This is a genomic window from Curtobacterium sp. MCBA15_008 (genome assembly GCF_001865065.1).
In the GTDB taxonomy this organism is placed as follows: domain Bacteria; phylum Actinomycetota; class Actinomycetes; order Actinomycetales; family Microbacteriaceae; genus Curtobacterium.
Map to the genome: position 1 here is coordinate 53,803 of NZ_MJGN01000022.1, position 12,325 is coordinate 66,127.

Annotated in this window: 23 protein-coding genes; 1 reads left to right on the forward strand and 22 read right to left on the reverse strand. The window is 67.1% G+C overall.

The window, feature by feature from the left end:
- Positions 1-105: 105 nt before the first annotated feature.
- The 9 genes from map to rpsH all read right to left on the reverse strand — a co-directional run bounded on the left by map (position 106) and on the right by rpsH (position 5,804).
- Positions 106-939 carry a type I methionyl aminopeptidase gene (map, locus tag BIU96_RS10330; protein WP_083402811.1) on the reverse strand — a complete coding sequence of 278 codons (834 nt, stop codon included), beginning with the start codon at positions 937-939 and terminating at the stop codon, positions 106-108.
- A 4-nt stretch (positions 940-943) separates the two neighbouring features.
- Complete coding sequence (locus tag BIU96_RS10335; RefSeq protein WP_071292532.1) at positions 944-1,534, reverse strand: adenylate kinase; 591 nt, start codon at positions 1,532-1,534, stop codon at positions 944-946.
- The gene (gene secY / locus BIU96_RS10340; protein ID WP_071292533.1) at positions 1,531-2,853 is read right to left on the reverse strand and encodes a preprotein translocase subunit SecY; all 1,323 of its coding nucleotides are present in this window, start codon (positions 2,851-2,853) and stop codon (positions 1,531-1,533) included. The genes BIU96_RS10335 and secY overlap by 4 nt, the downstream gene beginning before the upstream one ends.
- A gap of 147 nt (positions 2,854-3,000) precedes the next feature.
- Positions 3,001-3,465, reverse strand: a complete 465-nt coding sequence (gene rplO / locus BIU96_RS10345) for a 50S ribosomal protein L15 (RefSeq protein ID WP_071292534.1) — start codon at positions 3,463-3,465, stop codon at positions 3,001-3,003.
- On the reverse strand, positions 3,462-3,647 hold the full coding sequence (gene rpmD, locus BIU96_RS10350) for a 50S ribosomal protein L30 (protein ID WP_022906355.1): 186 nt from the start codon (positions 3,645-3,647) through the stop codon (positions 3,462-3,464). The genes rplO and rpmD overlap by 4 nt, the downstream gene beginning before the upstream one ends.
- The gene (rpsE, locus tag BIU96_RS10355; protein ID WP_071292535.1) at positions 3,647-4,492 is read right to left on the reverse strand and encodes a 30S ribosomal protein S5; all 846 of its coding nucleotides are present in this window, start codon (positions 4,490-4,492) and stop codon (positions 3,647-3,649) included. The genes rpmD and rpsE overlap by 1 nt, the downstream gene beginning before the upstream one ends.
- On the reverse strand, positions 4,489-4,860 hold the full coding sequence (gene rplR / locus BIU96_RS10360) for a 50S ribosomal protein L18 (protein ID WP_071292536.1): 372 nt from the start codon (positions 4,858-4,860) through the stop codon (positions 4,489-4,491). Before rplR ends, rpsE begins: the two co-directional genes overlap by 4 nt.
- Before the next feature lie 2 nt (positions 4,861-4,862).
- On the reverse strand, positions 4,863-5,399 hold the full coding sequence (gene rplF, locus BIU96_RS10365; protein WP_071292537.1) for a 50S ribosomal protein L6: 537 nt from the start codon (positions 5,397-5,399) through the stop codon (positions 4,863-4,865).
- Positions 5,400-5,405: 6 nt separating this feature from the next.
- A complete protein-coding gene (rpsH, locus tag BIU96_RS10370) occupies positions 5,406-5,804 on the reverse strand; it encodes a 30S ribosomal protein S8 (RefSeq protein ID WP_071292538.1) in 399 nt (132 codons plus the stop codon).
- Here rpsH and BIU96_RS19830 point away from each other — a divergent pair.
- Complete coding sequence (locus BIU96_RS19830) at positions 5,698-5,928, forward strand: hypothetical protein (protein WP_166645607.1); 231 nt, start codon at positions 5,698-5,700, stop codon at positions 5,926-5,928. The genes rpsH and BIU96_RS19830 overlap by 107 nt on opposite strands.
- A 29-nt stretch (positions 5,929-5,957) precedes the next feature.
- Here BIU96_RS19830 and rplE read toward each other — a convergent pair whose 3' ends face one another.
- The 13 genes from rplE to rplC are packed head-to-tail and all read right to left on the reverse strand — an operon-like array spanning position 5,958 to position 12,320.
- Complete coding sequence (gene rplE / locus BIU96_RS10375; RefSeq protein WP_071292539.1) at positions 5,958-6,548, reverse strand: 50S ribosomal protein L5; 591 nt, start codon at positions 6,546-6,548, stop codon at positions 5,958-5,960.
- The gene (gene rplX / locus BIU96_RS10380) at positions 6,548-6,907 is read right to left on the reverse strand and encodes a 50S ribosomal protein L24 (protein ID WP_071292540.1); all 360 of its coding nucleotides are present in this window, start codon (positions 6,905-6,907) and stop codon (positions 6,548-6,550) included. The genes rplE and rplX overlap by 1 nt, the downstream gene beginning before the upstream one ends.
- Before the next feature lie 3 nt (positions 6,908-6,910).
- Positions 6,911-7,279: a 50S ribosomal protein L14 gene (gene rplN, locus BIU96_RS10385; RefSeq protein WP_071292541.1), complete on the reverse strand. Its 369-nt coding sequence runs from the start codon at positions 7,277-7,279 to the stop codon at positions 6,911-6,913.
- 31 nt (positions 7,280-7,310) lie between these two features.
- Entirely contained in the window at positions 7,311-7,595 is a 285-nt protein-coding gene (gene rpsQ, locus BIU96_RS10390; protein WP_022906348.1) for a 30S ribosomal protein S17, read from the reverse strand.
- Positions 7,595-7,915, reverse strand: coding sequence for a 50S ribosomal protein L29 (gene rpmC, locus BIU96_RS20405; RefSeq protein ID WP_071292542.1), 321 nt, complete (start codon positions 7,913-7,915; stop codon positions 7,595-7,597). The genes rpsQ and rpmC overlap by 1 nt, the downstream gene beginning before the upstream one ends.
- Positions 7,915-8,334 carry a 50S ribosomal protein L16 gene (rplP, locus tag BIU96_RS10400; RefSeq protein ID WP_065960031.1) on the reverse strand — a complete coding sequence of 140 codons (420 nt, stop codon included), beginning with the start codon at positions 8,332-8,334 and terminating at the stop codon, positions 7,915-7,917. Before rplP ends, rpmC begins: the two co-directional genes overlap by 1 nt.
- Before the next feature lie 2 nt (positions 8,335-8,336).
- A complete protein-coding gene (gene rpsC / locus BIU96_RS10405) occupies positions 8,337-9,137 on the reverse strand; it encodes a 30S ribosomal protein S3 (protein ID WP_071292543.1) in 801 nt (266 codons plus the stop codon).
- Complete coding sequence (gene rplV / locus BIU96_RS10410) at positions 9,137-9,529, reverse strand: 50S ribosomal protein L22 (protein ID WP_022906344.1); 393 nt, start codon at positions 9,527-9,529, stop codon at positions 9,137-9,139. The genes rpsC and rplV overlap by 1 nt, the downstream gene beginning before the upstream one ends.
- Positions 9,530-9,554: 25 nt before the next feature.
- A complete protein-coding gene (gene rpsS, locus BIU96_RS10415) occupies positions 9,555-9,836 on the reverse strand; it encodes a 30S ribosomal protein S19 (protein ID WP_022906343.1) in 282 nt (93 codons plus the stop codon).
- A gap of 11 nt (positions 9,837-9,847) precedes the next feature.
- Positions 9,848-10,687, reverse strand: coding sequence for a 50S ribosomal protein L2 (gene rplB, locus BIU96_RS10420; RefSeq protein ID WP_071292544.1), 840 nt, complete (start codon positions 10,685-10,687; stop codon positions 9,848-9,850).
- 18 nt (positions 10,688-10,705) lie between these two features.
- Positions 10,706-11,005, reverse strand: coding sequence for a 50S ribosomal protein L23 (rplW, locus tag BIU96_RS10425; RefSeq protein WP_022903283.1), 300 nt, complete (start codon positions 11,003-11,005; stop codon positions 10,706-10,708).
- Positions 11,002-11,661: a 50S ribosomal protein L4 gene (gene rplD, locus BIU96_RS10430; protein ID WP_071292545.1), complete on the reverse strand. Its 660-nt coding sequence runs from the start codon at positions 11,659-11,661 to the stop codon at positions 11,002-11,004. Before rplD ends, rplW begins: the two co-directional genes overlap by 4 nt.
- A 2-nt stretch (positions 11,662-11,663) precedes the next feature.
- Positions 11,664-12,320, reverse strand: a complete 657-nt coding sequence (gene rplC / locus BIU96_RS10435; RefSeq protein ID WP_071292546.1) for a 50S ribosomal protein L3 — start codon at positions 12,318-12,320, stop codon at positions 11,664-11,666.
- Positions 12,321-12,325: the final 5 nt, after the last annotated feature.

Below are 12,325 nucleotides of genomic sequence, written 5' to 3' on the forward strand. Positions count from 1 at the left end.
CCCCCGAGACTCGGGTGCGGGCCCGTGACCCGGCCGTGCGCACGGCTGGGCCGACGGGGCGGGCGCGAGCCGGACCTCCAGGCAGGGTGAGCCGGGAGGCGCGACCTACGGGATCGGGACCGGCGTCACACCCAGCGGGGCCAGGCCGGCCGCGCCGCCGTCTGCAGCGGTCAGCACCCAGATGCCGCCCGCGTGGACGGCGATGCTGTGCTCCCAGTGCGCGGCATCCGAACCGTCCAGCGTGCGGACGGTCCAGTCGTCGTCGTCGGTCGAGCTGTCGATCGTGCCGGCGGTGACCATCGGCTCGATCGCGACAACGAGGCCCGGCTTCACGGCCGGACCCGCGCCACGGACGCGGTAGTTGAACACCGGCGGGTCCTCGTGCATGGACCGGCCGATGCCGTGGCCGGTGAAGTCCTCGACGATGCCCCAGGCGCCGGTCTCGTCGATGGCGTCCTCGATGACGGCACCGACCTCGTGGAGGTGCTTCGCGTGCGCCAGCGCGGCGATGCCGTGCCAGAGCGCACGCTCCGTCGTGTCGCAGAGCGTCTGGCGCGCCGCGGTCAGCGGAGCGTCGCCGCCCGGCACGACCGTCGTGAACGCGCTGTCGCCGTTCCAGCCGTCGACCTCGGCACCGGCGTCGACCGACACGATGTCACCCGGCTGCAGCACGCGGTCGCCGGGGATGCCGTGCACGATTTCGTCGTTCACCGAGACGCAGAGCGTGTGGTGGTAGCCCGGGACGAGCTGGAAGTTCGGGATGCCGCCACCGTCACGGATGACGGTCTCGGCGATCGCGTCGAGCTCACCGGTCGTGATGCCGGGGCGGACGGCGCCGCGGACCGCGAGCAGGGCCTGCTCGGTCAGCAGGCCCGGCCGCACCATGGCGCGGAGCTCGTCCGGGGTCTTGTAGATCGAGGGCTTCCGGAGACGGACCACGCGGTCAGACGCCCGCGGTCAGCCCACGCGAGGACAGGGCCGTCTGGATGCGGTCGCCCACCTCGTCGATGCCGCCGAGACCGTCGACGTCCACCACGAGGCCACGCTCGGCGTAGGCGTTCACGATCGGTGCCGTCTGCTCCGTGTAGACCTGCTGACGACGACGGATGGTCTCCTCGTTGTCGTCGCTCCGGCCCTGCTCCTCGGCACGCTTCAGCAGCCGGCCCACGAGCTCGTCCTGGTCGGCCACGAGCTGGATGACGGCGTCGATCCCGGTGCCCTGCTCGGCGAGCAGCGCGTCGAGGTACTCGACCTGACCGACCGTGCGGGGGTACCCGTCGAGCAGGAACCCGCCCTGCGCGTCGGCCTCGTTCAGGCGCGATTTGACCAGCTCGTTCGTGAGGGAGTCGGGGACGTAGTCACCCGCGTCCATGATCGCCTTCGCCTGGACGCCGAGCGGGGTGCCCTCTGCGACGTTCTTGCGGAAGATGTCGCCCGTGGAGACGGCCGGGATCCCGAAGGACTCGGCGATGCGGCCGGCCTGGGTGCCCTTCCCCGCTCCGGGGGGTCCGACGATGATGAGACGTGCGCTCAACGGAGAAGCCCTTCGTAGTGACGTTGCTGCAGCTGCGAGTCGATCTGCTTCACGGTCTCGAGACCGACACCCACGATGATGAGGATGCTCGCGCCACCGAACGGGAAGTTCTGGTTCGCACCGAACAGCGCCAGTGCTGCCAGTGGGATGAGCGCGATGAGACCGAGGTAGAGCGAGCCGGGCAGCGTCACCCGGGTCAGGACGTAGTCGAGGTACTCGGCGGTGGGACGACCGGCACGGATGCCGGGGATGAACCCGCCGTACTTCTTCATGTTGTCGGCGACCTCTTCGGGGTTGAAGGTGATCGCGACGTAGAAGTACGTGAAGCCGACGATGAGCAGGAAGTACAGGACCATGTAGAACCAGTTGTCACCCGAGGTCAGGTTGGACTGGATCCAGGTCACCCACGCGGCCGGCTCGGTGCCGTCGGAGGGCTGGTTGAACTGCGCGACCAGGGCCGGCAGGTACAGCAGCGACGAGGCGAAGATGACGGGCACGACGCCGGCCATGTTCACCTTGATCGGGATGTACGTGTTGTTGCCGCCGTAGGTGCGACGCCCGACCATGCGCTTGGCGTACTGGACGGGGATGCGCCGCTGTGACTGCTCGACGAACACGACGGCCATCATGATGACCAGCCCGACGAGGATCACGAAGAGGAAGAGCTCGAACGACTGCGACTGCTCGATGGCCCAGAGCGCCGAGGGGAACTGCGCCGCGATCGACGTGAAGATGAGGAGCGACATGCCGTTGCCGATGCCGCGCTCGGTGACGAGCTCACCCATCCACATGATGAGGCCGGTGCCGGCGGTCAGCGTGACGACCATGAGCATGATCGCGTACCAGCTGTCGTTCGAGATGATCGACGAGCAGGAGGACGAGGCGTTGGTGCCGAACAGGGCGCCGGAGCGGGCGACCGTGATCAGGGTGGTGGACTGCAGCACGCCGAGCGCGATCGTGAGGTAGCGCGTGTACTGCGTCAGCTTGGCCTGACCGGACTGTCCCTCCTTGTAGAGGGCGTCGAAGTGCGGGATAACCACGCGCAGGAGCTGCACGATGATCGACGACGTGATGTACGGCATGATCCCGAGCGCGAAGACCGAGAGCTTCAGCAGTGCGCCGCCGGAGAAGAGGTTGATGAGGTCGTAGAGACCGCCGGACGACGAGGCGCTGGCGAGACAGGTCTGCACGGCCGAGTAGTCGACGAACGGTGCAGGGATGTACGACCCCAGGCGGAACAGCGCGATGATCGCGAGGGTGAAGCCGATCTTCTTGCGAAGATCTGGGGTGCGCATGATGCGCGCGACCGCTCTGAACACGAGGACTCCGAACTTCTGGGACCGGCGACCCGGACGAGGGCCGTCACCGGTGTGGTCGGCAGCGCCGACCTGGCCGGCGGACGCCGACCACTGTCAAGGAAACCGTAACGGCGGCCCGTGCGCAAACGCACGGGCCGCCGACGGGGGTTACTGGGAGACGGTGCCGCCAGCAGCCGCGATCTTCTCGGCGGCGGACGCCGAGACCTTGTCGACCGCGACCGTGAGCTTCACGCTGATGTCACCCTGACCGAGAACCTTGACCTTCTCGTTCTTGCGGACGGCGCCCTTGGCGACCAGGTCCGCGACGGTGACGTCGCCACCGTTCGGGTAGAGCTCCGCGATCTTGTCCAGGTTCACGACCTGGTACTCGACACGGAACGGGTTCTTGAACCCGCGGAGCTTCGGGGTGCGCATGTGCAGCGGCATCTGCCCACCCTCGAAGCCGACCTTGACCTGGTAACGAGCCTTCTGGCCCTTGGTACCACGGCCGGCGGTCTTGCCCTTCGAGCCCTCACCACGACCGACGCGGGTGCGTGCCTTCTTGGCACCCTCGGCGGGGCGGAGGTGGTGCAGCTTCAGCACCTGGACGCGCTCGTTCTTCTCGTCGCTCATGCGTCGACCTCCTCGACCTTCACGAGGTGCGCCACCGTTGCGACGTACCCGCGGTTCTGGGCGTTGTCCTCACGCAGGACCGTACGGCCGATGCGCTTGAGACCCAGGCTGCGGAGCGTGTCGCGCTGGTACTGCTTCTCGCTGATAACGGACTTCGTCTGCGTGATCTTCAGCATCGCCATCACGCACCTGCCTTCTCGGACGCGGCACGCAGAGCAGCGGCCTCGGCCTGGAGCAGACGGTCCGGGACGACCCGGTCGACGGGGAGACCGCGGCGGCTTGCGACCGCGCGGGGCTCCTCGAGCTGCTTCAGCGCCGTGACGGTCGCGTGCACGATGTTGATCGTGTTCGACGAGCCGAGCGACTTGCTCAGGACGTCGTGGATGCCGGCGCACTCGAGGACGGCGCGGACCGGACCACCGGCGATGACACCGGTACCGGCAGCGGCCGGACGGAGGAGCACGACACCGGCAGCGGCCTCGCCCTGCACCGGGTGCGGGATCGTGTTGCCGACGCGGGGGACGCGGAAGAAGTTCTTCTTCGCTTCCTCGACACCCTTCGAGATGGCGGTCGGGACCTCGCGGGCCTTGCCGTAGCCGACACCAACGAGACCGTTGCCGTCACCGACGACGACGAGCGCGGTGAAGCTGAAGCGACGACCACCCTTGACGACCTTGGAGACGCGGTTGATGGTCACGACGCGCTCGAGGAACTGGCTGTCGCCACCCCGCCCGTTGCGGTCGTTGCCACGGCCGCCACCCTGCTGACGGTCGCGTCCGCCACCACGGCGGCCACGGTTGTCAGCGGAGTCGCGGTTGTTCGATGCCGAACCCGCAGCGGTCTCGACGGGACGCTCGACGACGGGGACCTCGGGCTCCTTGGCCGCGGGGGCCTCGGTGCTCGTGGCCTCGGCGTCGGTCGCCTCAGCAGCCTCGGTCGACTCGGTGGTCGCCGTGGCCTCGGTGGGCTCGACGGCCTCGGTCGCTTCGACGTTGGCGTCTTCGTTCGTGTTCGCGATGTCGCTCACAGGTTCAGCCCTCCTTCACGGGCACCATCGGCGATCGCGGCGACGCGACCGGCGTACTTGCTACCACCGCGGTCGAAGACCACGGCCTCGACGCCGGCTGCCTTCGCGCGCTCGGCGAGGAGCTCGCCGACGCGACGGGCCTTGGCCGTCTTGTCGCCGTCGAACGAGCGGAGGTCGGCCTCCATCGTCGACGCGCTGGCCAGCGTGTGGCCCTTCGCGTCGTCGATGACCTGGACGAACACGTGCCGCGACGAGCGGGTGACGGCGAGACGCGGACGCACCTCGGTGCCGGTGATCTTCTTGCGGAGACGGTTGTGACGGCGCGCCTTGGCGGCCGACTTGCTCTTGCCTCGGATTCCGATGGCCATGATCACTTACCTGACTTTCCGGCCTTGCGGCGCACGATCTCGCCCGCGTAGCGGACACCCTTGCCCTTGTAGGGCTCGGGCTTGCGCAGCTTGCGGATGTTTGCAGCGACCTCGCCGACCGACTGCTTGTCGATGCCGATGACGGTGAGCTTGTTGTTGCCCTCGACGGTGAAGCTGATGCCCGCCGGCGGCTCGACCGTGATCGGGTGGGAGTACCCGAGCGCGAACTCGACGTTGCTGCCCTTCGCCTGCACGCGGTAACCGGTGCCGACGACCTCGAGGCCCTTGGTGTAGCCCTGGGTCACGCCGACGATGTTGTTCGCGATGAGGGTGCGGGTCAGGCCGTGCAGCGCACGCGAGCTGCGCTCGTCGTCCGGACGGGTGACGAGGACCTGGTTCTCCTCGACCTTGGCCTGGATGGGCTCGGCGACGACGAGCGCGAGCTCGCCCTTCGGGCCCTTGACCGCGACGTTCTGGCCGTCGATGGAGACGGTCACGCCAGCGGGGATGTCAATGGGAAGACGTCCGATTCGAGACATGTTCGATCACCACACGTAGGCGAGGACTTCCCCACCCACGCCCTTCTGCTCGGCTTCGCGGTCGGTGAGCAGTCCCGACGAGGTCGAGAGGATCGCCACGCCGAGGCCACCGAGGACCTGGGGGATCTCCGTCGACTTCGCGTACACCCGGAGACCGGGCTTCGAGACGCGCTTGATGCCGGCGATCGAGCGCTCGCGCTCGGGGCCGTACTTCAGGTCGATCGTGAGGGTCTGCCCGACGCGGGCGTCCTCGACCTTCCACTCGCTGATGTAACCCTCGCGCTTGAGGATCTCAGCGATGTTCTTCTTCAACTTGGAGCTGGGAAGCGAGACGTCGTCGTGGTGCGCCGAGTTCGCGTTCCGCAATCTGGTCAGCATGTCTGCGACCGGATCGGTCATCGTCATGATGGTCGTCCATTCTTCGCCTGGTTTCGACACCCGTTCCACGAATGCCGACCTGAGCGATCGGGTGATCCGGGGGCGATTCCCCTGGATCGGTGTGTTCGTGCGTGCGGGCCGGAGGACGTGAATCCTCCGGCCCGCACCGCCCGAAGTATCTTAGACCGTCTGCTCGGCAGAACGGAACGGGAACCCGAGCTGGCGGAGCAGCGCGCGGCCCTCGTCGTCCGTCTTCGCGGTGGTCACGACGGTGATGTCGAAGCCACGCACGCGGTCGATGCGGTCCTGGTCGATCTCGTGGAACACGGACTGCTCCGTGAGACCGAACGTGTAGTTGCCGTTGCCGTCGAACTGCTTGTCGCTGAGCCCGCGGAAGTCGCGGATGCGGGGCAGTGCGAGCGTCACCAGGCGGTCGATGAACTCCCACGCGCGGTCACCGCGGAGGGTGACGTGCGCGCCGATGGCCTGACCCTCGCGCAGCTTGAACTGTGCGATGGACTTGCGGGCCTTCGTGACCTGGGGCTTCTGACCCGTGATCGCCGTGAGGTCCTTGATGGCCCCCTCGATGATCTTCGAGTCACGAGCCGCCTCGCCGACGCCGGTGTTCACGACGACCTTGACCAGGCCGGGGACCTGGTTGACGTTCGCGTACCCGAACTGCTCGGTGAGGGCAGCCTTGATCTCGTTCTTGTACTTCTGCTTGAGGCGCGGGTCGACCTTGGTCGCCGGCGCGGCAGTCGTGTCGGTCATCAGAGCTTCTCACCCGACTTCTTGGCGTAGCGGACGCGGACGGTCTTCTTGACGCCGTCCTTCTCCACCTCTTCGGTGCGGAAACCGACGCGGGTCGGCTTCTTGGTCTTCGGGTCGACGATGGCGACGTTCGAGACGTGGATCGGGGCCTCGTGCTGCTCGATGCCACCGGTCTTCGAACCGCGCTGGGTCTGGCCGACGCGGACGTGCTTCGTCACGAAGTTCACGCCCTCGACGACGACGCGCTCCTTGTCGCGGAGCACCTCGATGACCTTGCCCTGCTTGCCGCGGTCGCCGCCACGCTCCTGCGTGGCGCCCGCGATGACCTCGACGAGGTCACCCTTCTTGATGTTCGCCATGGCTTACAGCACCTCCGGCGCGAGCGAGATGATCTTCATGAACTTCTTGTCACGGAGCTCGCGACCGACCGGACCGAAGATGCGCGTACCGCGCGGGTCGCCGTCGGCCTTGAGGATCACTGCCGCGTTCTCGTCGAACTTGATGTAGGAGCCGTCCTGACGACGGACTTCCTTCTTGGTGCGAACGATGACCGCCTTGACGACGTCACCCTTCTTCACGTTGCCGCCGGGGATGGCGTCCTTCACCGTGGCGACGATGACGTCACCGAGACCGGCGTAGCGACGACCCGAGCCACCGAGCACGCGGATGGTCAAGATCTCCTTGGCACCCGTGTTGTCGGCGACCTTGAGGCGGGATTCCTGCTGAATCACTGCTGTCTCCTATTCCGAAGCAGGCCGAGGCCTACTTGGCCTTCTCGAGGATCTCGACCAGGCGCCAGCGCTTGGAAGCGCTGAGGGGACGGGTCTCGCTGATCACGACGAGGTCGCCGACACCAGCGGTGCCGAGCTCGTCGTGGGCCTTCACCTTGGACGTGCGACGGATGATCTTGCCGTAGAGCGCGTGCTTCACGCGGTCCTCGACCTCGACCACGATGGTCTTGTCCATCTTGTCGCTCGTGACGTAGCCACGACGCGTCTTGCGGTAGCCGCGAGCGGAGGCGGCGGAGGTCTTCTCTTCGTTCGCCATTACTTCTCCTCGGCGGTCTCGGCCTCGGTCGACTCAGCCGGCTTCTCAGCCTTCTTGGTCGTCTTCTTGGCCTTGGTGGCGGTCTCGACGGGCGCGGGAGTGGCACGGATGCCGAGCTCGCGCTCGCGGAGGACGGTGTAGATACGGGCGATGTCGCGCTTGACGGCACGGAGACGACCGTGGCTCTCCAGCTGGCCGGTGGCCGACTGGAAACGGAGGTTGAAGAGTTCCTCCTTGGCCTTCTTCAGCTCGTCAGCAAGACGCTCGTTCTCGAACGTGTCGAGCTCCGTCGGACGGAGCTCCTTGGAACCGATCGCCATTATGCGTCGCCCTCCTCGCGCTTGATGATGCGTGCCTTGAGGGGCAGCTTGTGGATTGCACGAGTCAGCGCCTCACGGGCGATGTCCTCGCTGACGCCGGAGAGCTCGAAGAGCACGCGACCCGGCTTGACGTTGGCGACCCACCACTCGGGCGAGCCCTTACCGGAACCCATGCGGGTCTCAGCCGGCTTCTTGGTGAGCGGACGGTCCGGGTAGATGTTGATCCACACCTTGCCGCCACGCTTGATGTGACGCGTCATGGCGATACGAGCGGACTCGATCTGACGGTTGGTCACGTAAGCGGGGGTGAGCGCCTGGATGCCGTAGTCACCGAACGACACCTTGGTGCCACCGGTGGCCTGGCCCGAACGCTTCGGGTGGTGCTGCTTACGGTGCTTGACTCGACGGGGAATAAGCATTGTTACGCCTCAACTCCTGCGCCGGCCGGCGCGTCCTGCGGGGCCTGCTGCTGGCGTCCACCGCGGTCGCCGCCACGGCGGTCGCCGCGCTCGCCGCCACGGGGGCCGCCACGACGCTCGGGGCGCGACGAACGCTGGTTCGCCTGCTCGCGAGCGAGCTCCTTGTTCGTGATGTCGCCCTTGTAGATCCAGACCTTCACGCCGATGCGGCCGAACGTGGTCCGGGCCTCGTAGAAGCCGTAGTCGATGTTCGCGCGGAGCGTGTGCAGGGGCACGCGGCCCTCGCGGTAAAACTCCGAACGCGACATCTCGGCGCCGCCGAGACGACCCGACACCTGGATGCGGACACCCTTGGCGCCGGCGCGCTGTGCACCCTGCAGGCCCTTGCGCATGGCGCGACGGAACGCGACACGGGCGGAGAGCTGCTCGGCGATGCCCTGCGCGACGAGCTGGGCCTCGGTCTCGGGGTTCTTGACCTCGAGGATGTTGAGCTGGATCTGCTTCTTGGTGAGCTTCTCGAGCTCGCCACGGACGCGCTCCGCCTCGGCGCCGCGGCGACCGATGACGATGCCCGGACGCGCGGTGTGGATGTCCACGCGGACACGGTCACGGGTGCGCTCGAGCTCGATGCGAGCGACGCCGGCACGGTCGAGGGTCTTCTTCAGGTACTCGCGCACCTTGATGTCCTCGGCCACGTAGTCGGCGTAGCGCTGACCCGGCTTCGTGCTGTCGGTGAACCAGTGCGAGACGTGGTCCGTCGTGATCCCGAGACGGAAGCCGTACGGGTTGACCTTCTGGCCCATTACTTGCTCGCCTTCTTGCTCGTCGCCGCAGCCTCGACCTCATCCGGCGTCGCGAGGACGACCGTGATGTGCGAGGTGCGCTTGTTGATGCGGAAGGCGCGGCCCTGGGCACGCGGCTGGAACCGCTTCAGGGTCGTGCCCTCGTCGACGAAGACGCGGCTCACGTAGAGGTCGCGCTCGTCGAGGAAGCTGTTCGTCGAGTCCGCCTTCACCCGGGCGTTCGCGATCGCCGAGGCGACCAGCTTGTACACGGGCTCCGAAGCGCCCTGGGGGGCGAACTTCAGGATGGCGAGCGCCTCGTGGGCCTGCTTGCCGCGGATCAGCTCGATGACGCGACGGGCCTTCTGAGGCGTGACGCGGATGTGTCGCACGCGTGCGATCGACTCCACCATTTCGTTCCTCCTCTGCGTCGCCGCGTTAGCGGCGACGGCCCTTCTTGTCGTCCTTCACGTGACCACGGAAGGTGCGGGTCGGCGCGAACTCGCCGAGCTTGTGACCGACCATCGACTCGGTGACGAACACCGGGATGTGCTTGCGGCCGTCGTGCACGGCGATCGTGTGCCCGAGCATGTTCGGGATGATCATCGAGCGACGCGACCAGGTACGGATCACGTTCTTGGTGTTGGCCTCGTTCTGCGTGACGACCTTGCGGAGCAGGTGCTCGTCGACGAAGGGGCCCTTCTTCAGACTGCGTGGCATCTTCTGAACTCCTACTTGCGCTTCTTGCCGGCGTTACGGCGACGGACGATGAGCTTGTCGCTCGGCTTGTTCGACTTCCGCGTGCGACCCTCGGACTGGCCCCAGGGGCTGACCGGGTGACGACCACCGGACGTCTTGCCCTCGCCACCGCCGTGCGGGTGGTCGACCGGGTTCATCGCGACACCACGGACGGTCGGGCGGACGCCCTTCCAGCGCATGCGGCCGGCCTTGCCCCAGTTGATGTTCGACTGCTCGGCGTTGCCGACCTCGCCGATCGTGGCGCGGCAGCGGGCGTCGACGTTGCGGACCTCGCCCGACGGCAGACGGAGCTGCGCGTAGGGGCCGTCCTTGGCGACGAGACGCACCGAGGCGCCGGCGGAGCGGGCCATCTTGGCGCCGCCACCGGGGCGGAGCTCGATGGCGTGGATGACCGTACCGACGGGGATGTTGCGCAGCGGCAGGTTGTTGCCGGGCTTGATGTCGGCGCCGGGGCCCTGCTCGATGACGTCGCCCTGCTTGAGCTTGTTCGGCGCGATGATGTACCGCTTCGTGCCGTCCACGTAGTGCAGGAGCGCAATGCGCGCAGTGCGGTTCGGGTCGTACTCGATGTGAGCGACCTTGGCGTCCACGCCGTCCTTGTCGTGACGACGGAAGTCGATCACGCGGTACTGGCGCTTGTGGCCACCACCGATGTGACGGGTGGTGATGCGGCCGGAGCTGTTGCGTCCACCGGTCTTCGGCAGCGGACGAAGCAGCGACTTCTCCGGCGTCGAACGGGTGATCTCAGCGAAGTCGGCGACCGACGAGCCGCGACGACCGGGGGTCGTCGGCTTGTAGTTACGAATAGCCATGATTTATCCCTCTGGTCCTCAGCCGACAGCCGTGAAGATGTCGATCGAACCGGACTTGAGCGTCACGATGGCGCGCTTGGTGTCCTTGCGCTTGCCCATGCCGAAACGCGTGCGACGGGTCTTGCCCGGACGGTTCAGCGTGTTGATGCTCGCGACCTTGACGTCGAAGATCTTCTCGATGGCGAGCTTGATCTCGGTCTTGTTCGAACGGGGGTCCACGATGAACGTGTACTTGCCCTGGTCGATCAGGCCGTAGCTCTTCTCCGAGACGACCGGCGAGATGATGATGTCGCGCGGGTCCTTGTTGAAGCCGCTCATGCGGAGATCTCCTTCGCGGTCTTCGACGCGATGAAGGCGTCGAGTGCGCTCTTGCTGAAGACGAGCGCGTCGGCCTTGAGCACGTCGTAGGCGTTGAGCTGGCCGTACGAGAGCGCGTGGACGTTCGGCAGGTTGCGGATCGACTTGAGCGTCAGCTCGTCGTCCGACTCGAGCACGACGAGCACGTGCTTGACGGGCGCGACCTTCTCGAGCAGCGTGCGCGCGGTCTTGGTCGACGGGACCTCGGCTGCGACGAAGCCGTCGACAGCGGAGATGCGGCCACCGCGGGCGCGGTCCGAGAGCGAGCCGAGCAGAGCAGCGGCGATCATCTTCTTCGGGGTGCGCTGCGAGTAGTCGCGCGGGGTCGGTCCGTGGACGACGCCACCGCCGGTGTGCTCCGGAGCGCGGACCGAACCCTGACGGGCGCGGCCGGTGCCCTTCTGCTTGAACGGCTTGCGACCGGCACCGCGGACTTCGCCGCGGTTCTTGGTCTTGTGGGTGCCCTGACGCGCGGCTGCGAGCTGCGCGGTGACGACCTGGTGGATCAGCGGGACGTTGGTCTCGACGTCGAAGAGCTCGGCGGGGAGCTCGACGGTGCCGGACTTGGCGCCCGATGCGTCGAGGACGTCGATCGTGGTTGCGGTCGTGGTGGCCATGATCACTTACCCTTCACGGCGGTGCGGACGAAGACGGAGCGACCGCGGGCACCGGGGACCGCGCCCTTGACGAGCAGCAGACCCTTCTCGGCGTCGACGGCGTGCACCGTGAGGTTGAGGACGGTGACGCGCTCGCCACCCATGCGACCGGCCATGCGCATGCCCTTGAAGACACGCGACGGGGTCGACGAAGCACCGATGGAACCGGGCTTGCGGTGGTTGCGGTGGGCACCGTGCGAAGCGGAGACGCCGGCGAAGCCGTGGCGCTTCATGACACCGGCGAAGCCCTTGCCCTTGGAGGTACCGACGACGTCGACCTTCTGGCCCGCCGTGAACGTGCTGTCCACGGTGAGCTCCTGGCCGAGCGTGTACTCAGCGGAGTCGTTGGTACGGATCTCGGTGAGGGTGCGACGCGGGGTCACGCCAGCGGCCTCGAAGTGGCCAGCGGCCGGCTTGTTGACCTTGCGCGGGTCGATCGCGCCGGCGGCGATCTGGATCGCCTCGTAGCCGTCGCGCTCGGCGTTGCGGATCTGGGTGACCACGTTCGGGCCGACCTCGATCACGGTGACGGGGATGAACTTGTTGTTCTCGTCCCACACCTGGGTCATCCCGAGCTTCTTGCCGAGGAGGCCCTTGACGGACTTGGTTGAATTCGCCATCAGTC

Bases quoted from the DNA above. Each gene is read 5' to 3' on its own strand.
- rplV (WP_022906344.1), bottom strand. From the start codon at position 9,529: ATGGTGGAGTCGATCGCACGCGTGCGACACATCCGCGTCACGCCTCAG.
- rplX (WP_071292540.1), bottom strand. From the start codon at position 6,907: ATGGCGAACATCAAGAAGGGTGACCTCGTCGAGGTCATCGCGGGCGCC.
- rpsH (WP_071292538.1), bottom strand. From the start codon at position 5,804: ATGACGATGACCGATCCGGTCGCAGACATGCTGACCAGATTGCGGAAC.
- rpmD (WP_022906355.1), bottom strand. From the start codon at position 3,647: ATGGCGATGCTGAAGATCACGCAGACGAAGTCCGTTATCAGCGAGAAG.
- rplF (WP_071292537.1), bottom strand. From the start codon at position 5,399: ATGTCTCGAATCGGACGTCTTCCCATTGACATCCCCGCTGGCGTGACC.
- rplD (WP_071292545.1), bottom strand. From the start codon at position 11,661: ATGGCCACCACGACCGCAACCACGATCGACGTCCTCGACGCATCGGGC.
- rpsS (WP_022906343.1), bottom strand. From the start codon at position 9,836: ATGCCACGCAGTCTGAAGAAGGGCCCCTTCGTCGACGAGCACCTGCTC.
- rplE (WP_071292539.1), bottom strand. From the start codon at position 6,548: ATGACCGACACGACTGCCGCGCCGGCGACCAAGGTCGACCCGCGCCTC.
- rplB (WP_071292544.1), bottom strand. From the start codon at position 10,687: ATGGCTATTCGTAACTACAAGCCGACGACCCCCGGTCGTCGCGGCTCG.
- rplW (WP_022903283.1), bottom strand. From the start codon at position 11,005: ATGAGCGGCTTCAACAAGGACCCGCGCGACATCATCATCTCGCCGGTC.
- rplO (WP_071292534.1), bottom strand. From the start codon at position 3,465: ATGAGCGACGAGAAGAACGAGCGCGTCCAGGTGCTGAAGCTGCACCAC.
- rplC (WP_071292546.1), bottom strand. From the start codon at position 12,320: ATGGCGAATTCAACCAAGTCCGTCAAGGGCCTCCTCGGCAAGAAGCTC.
- rplR (WP_071292536.1), bottom strand. From the start codon at position 4,860: ATGGCCATCGGAATCCGAGGCAAGAGCAAGTCGGCCGCCAAGGCGCGC.
- rplP (WP_065960031.1), bottom strand. From the start codon at position 8,334: ATGCTTATTCCCCGTCGAGTCAAGCACCGTAAGCAGCACCACCCGAAG.
- BIU96_RS19830 (WP_166645607.1), top strand. From the start codon at position 5,698: ATGTTCTTCTTCAACTTGGAGCTGGGAAGCGAGACGTCGTCGTGGTGC.
- rpsC (WP_071292543.1), bottom strand. From the start codon at position 9,137: ATGGGCCAGAAGGTCAACCCGTACGGCTTCCGTCTCGGGATCACGACG.
- rpmC (WP_071292542.1), bottom strand. From the start codon at position 7,915: ATGGCGATCGGTTCCAAGGAGCTCCGTCCGACGGAGCTCGACACGTTC.
- rpsQ (WP_022906348.1), bottom strand. From the start codon at position 7,595: ATGGCGAACGAAGAGAAGACCTCCGCCGCCTCCGCTCGCGGCTACCGC.